Below are 2,394 nucleotides of genomic sequence, written 5' to 3' on the forward strand. Positions count from 1 at the left end.
GGGGCATTCCTTGAATCATCGCAAAGTCCTTCTCGCAAAAGAACTTTCGCTGATTCGCGCCCCGATGCGCCTCAATACTGTGAGAAATGCGGGCTAGCTCGATCGCATCGCCCTCGGCTTCACGCGGGCGGCCTTGGTCCTCCAAGGCTGCAACGACCCGCCTTCGGTTCATAGCAGCACCTAGGAACGCGTTGCTACTTGATGAACTCCGTCATCGGCTTGCCCTTGTCGACGACAAAGACGTTCAGCATCTTCAACGGCCTGTCACCGCCGATCTTGAATCCGGCGTGAGGCACATCGCGCGCGTTTATGATCGCAGCCCCTGTGGGCAACTCGCGATGACTTCCATCCGGCAAATCGAGCGTAGCGCCTTGCAGCACGTAGACGATTTCCTCACCGGGATGGATGTGCTTGGCCAGCGACTCACCGGGAGGCACTTCGACGACCACCACGACGACGTCCATGTCCTTTCCGGTGAGATCACCTCTCTTCAATTCCGTTCTGGAAATCGACGTTTGAGAACTCGCAGAGCCGATCAAGCAAGCGGTAGCAAGTATGGAAAGGGCCAGTCGCATTGCAAACCTCCCTCGCAATATAGCTGTGAAAATTGGCATCCTGCATCATGCGCGTCCATGGCGCAAAGACACGGTCTCGGCCCGGCGCCGCCAACTGAGTGCACTGTCCTCGTAAGTCGTCGCCCATTTCCTGAGTTGCTCACGGACTGTCCTTGGCCTTCCGGCTCTCGCCAATTGAAACCGGCTTGTTCAGGAAATACTCGCGGTTACCTGTCGCTGCTTCCGCATACTGGTCGATGGCCACGATGATGGCCTGGACGTGCGGATAGCACCACCCCTCCCGCGTCGCCTTTCGGCGAACATCCTCGAGCGCGGTCAGGAAGGGCGAGAGCCCTTGCTCGTCGTCGAACCAACGCCTGCTCACCACGTTCTCCCGCCAAGCACCCTGCCCTTGGTTGGCGCGGCTGCGCACTCTTCAGCGCGTCCCGCTGGGCACAGAGACTTTCAACCTTCGCCTCCATCCGCGACAGCAGGGCTTCGGCCGATGCCGTCCCGAGACCAGCCCGCTGTAGCTGGAGGATTTCCTTCCTCTGCCTCCCCGTCTGGATGCGCATCCGTTCGATCTCCCGCCTGACAGCGTCCAGGTCCGGCATGTTCAACCCCGCAATTTGAATATGGCTCATGAGAACAAAAACGGAACGAAGAGTCGAGTCAGACGTTGGACGAAAAAGGAGACGTGTGATGGCCGACAACACCCAGAAGGACCCGAAAGACTGGGTTTCCGGGGATGACCCGATGACAGGAGCCCAGGAATCCTACCTCAAGACGCTCGCCGAGCAGGCCCATCAGAACCTGCCTGAGGAAGAGCTGACCAAGGCCGAGGCCTCCGAGCTGATCGACAAGATGCGGCAAAAGGCCGGGCTGGAGGAGTGACCCCCATGATTGTGGGAACCCGGGGTCGTGTGTATGCAAGCGAAATCGGGAATCGAAATGCCTTATTTCGTTTGCGCCCGCGACGGTGTCGGGCAGATCATATTGAACAGGGACACCAGGGAAGCGGCCGAGAAGAAGGCCGCCGAGCTCCGTGACGTCGGCTACTTCGAAGTCGAGATCATCGCGAAAGCGGCCGAGAAGGCCGCCTGAGCAACTGGTGTCGCATTGCGCGCCCTGGCGGAGGTGCTCCTCCGCCTGCGCCGCACTTGTTGGGTCGCCCCTGCCCAGAACGGATGCAAGCGTGCGAGTGCGCGGCGGCCCTGCCGTCCATGGGGAATGGACGACCGCTGCTCGCTTTGGCTAGGCTGATCCAAATTCTGGAGGAGCCAAGATGCCGTACTTCACATCCAAGCAGGACCAGGCGCAACGCATTTGCAAGGTGCTGGCCGACGTGTTCTGCGCGATTTTGCTCGCGACCTTCTCGATTGTGTTCTTCGGACTGCTCGGCGGCATTGCCGCCTTCGTTGTAGTTGAGGCCGGCCTACTTGCGATTGATTGGCTCTTGCCGAACGAGGACGATGCGGCAGGCGTAGTTCGCTAGTGGACTTTCCCGTGGTGGCTCCATGCCGAAGCAGACGGGCAGTCGGGCTTGTCAAAACTGATCGCCTATGAACTTGATGATGCTGACGATCAGGCCAGAGAGACATGCTGCAGTGCCGAGGTCGGCGAGATAAAGCAACACGTCACGTTCGTCCTCACTTAGTTCTGCCAGTGCCTTGCGCATCTTCCCTCTCCATGGCCTCGATCAGCACTTGGTCGTCGAGAACATCCAGCAGATCATTAATTGGTCGTCCGTGAAGAACCTCCAAGCGGTTGATCAAGAATCAGTTTTCGGGGCGAGAAGGTCTTGGGGATTGCAAACTTTCGGGCTTTGACGGCCCAAAAG

At 59.0% G+C, this 2,394-nt stretch carries 6 protein-coding genes; 3 read left to right on the top strand and 3 right to left on the bottom strand.

Annotated elements, in window-relative coordinates:
• Positions 1-194 precede the first annotated feature (194 nt).
• Both IVA91_RS33705 and IVA91_RS33710 read right to left on the bottom strand, forming a co-directional pair.
• Entirely contained in the window at positions 195-464 is a 270-nt protein-coding gene (locus tag IVA91_RS33705; RefSeq protein ID WP_247417510.1) for a cupin domain-containing protein, read from the bottom strand.
• A gap of 250 nt (positions 465-714) precedes the next feature.
• A complete protein-coding gene (locus IVA91_RS33710; protein WP_247281011.1) occupies positions 715-939 on the bottom strand; it encodes a hypothetical protein in 225 nt (74 codons plus the stop codon).
• Positions 940-1,256: 317 nt separating this feature from the next.
• On the opposite strand from IVA91_RS33710, the gene IVA91_RS33715 reads away from it, so the two are divergent.
• The 3 genes from IVA91_RS33715 to IVA91_RS33725 all read left to right on the top strand — a co-directional run bounded on the left by IVA91_RS33715 (position 1,257) and on the right by IVA91_RS33725 (position 2,049).
• Positions 1,257-1,448 carry a DUF3072 domain-containing protein gene (locus IVA91_RS33715; protein WP_247417513.1) on the top strand — a complete coding sequence of 64 codons (192 nt, stop codon included), beginning with the start codon at positions 1,257-1,259 and terminating at the stop codon, positions 1,446-1,448.
• A 57-nt stretch (positions 1,449-1,505) separates the two neighbouring features.
• Positions 1,506-1,658 carry a hypothetical protein gene (locus tag IVA91_RS33720; protein WP_247417516.1) on the top strand — a complete coding sequence of 51 codons (153 nt, stop codon included), beginning with the start codon at positions 1,506-1,508 and terminating at the stop codon, positions 1,656-1,658.
• Between the two features lie 181 nt (positions 1,659-1,839).
• Positions 1,840-2,049, top strand: coding sequence for a hypothetical protein (locus IVA91_RS33725; RefSeq protein ID WP_247281007.1), 210 nt, complete (start codon positions 1,840-1,842; stop codon positions 2,047-2,049).
• A gap of 51 nt (positions 2,050-2,100) precedes the next feature.
• Here the strand turns inward: IVA91_RS33725 and IVA91_RS36930 are convergent, their stop codons facing one another.
• Complete coding sequence (locus IVA91_RS36930) at positions 2,101-2,232, bottom strand: hypothetical protein (protein ID WP_256464567.1); 132 nt, start codon at positions 2,230-2,232, stop codon at positions 2,101-2,103.
• Between the last annotated feature and the right edge of the window lie 162 nt (positions 2,233-2,394).

The sequence above is a fragment of the Bradyrhizobium sp. 153 genome (assembly GCF_023073835.1).
In the GTDB taxonomy this organism is placed as follows: Bacteria; Pseudomonadota; Alphaproteobacteria; order Rhizobiales; family Xanthobacteraceae; genus Bradyrhizobium.

What these genes read in the sequence shown, in the direction of transcription:
- IVA91_RS33725 (WP_247281007.1), top strand. Translation starts at nt 1,840, where the DNA reads ATGCCGTACTTCACATCCAAGCAGGACCAGGCGCAACGCATTTGCAAG.
- IVA91_RS36930 (WP_256464567.1), bottom strand. Translation starts at nt 2,232, where the DNA reads ATGCGCAAGGCACTGGCAGAACTAAGTGAGGACGAACGTGACGTGTTG.
- IVA91_RS33720 (WP_247417516.1), top strand. Translation starts at nt 1,506, where the DNA reads ATGCCTTATTTCGTTTGCGCCCGCGACGGTGTCGGGCAGATCATATTG.
- IVA91_RS33705 (WP_247417510.1), bottom strand. Translation starts at nt 464, where the DNA reads ATGGACGTCGTCGTGGTGGTCGTCGAAGTGCCTCCCGGTGAGTCGCTG.
- IVA91_RS33715 (WP_247417513.1), top strand. Translation starts at nt 1,257, where the DNA reads ATGGCCGACAACACCCAGAAGGACCCGAAAGACTGGGTTTCCGGGGAT.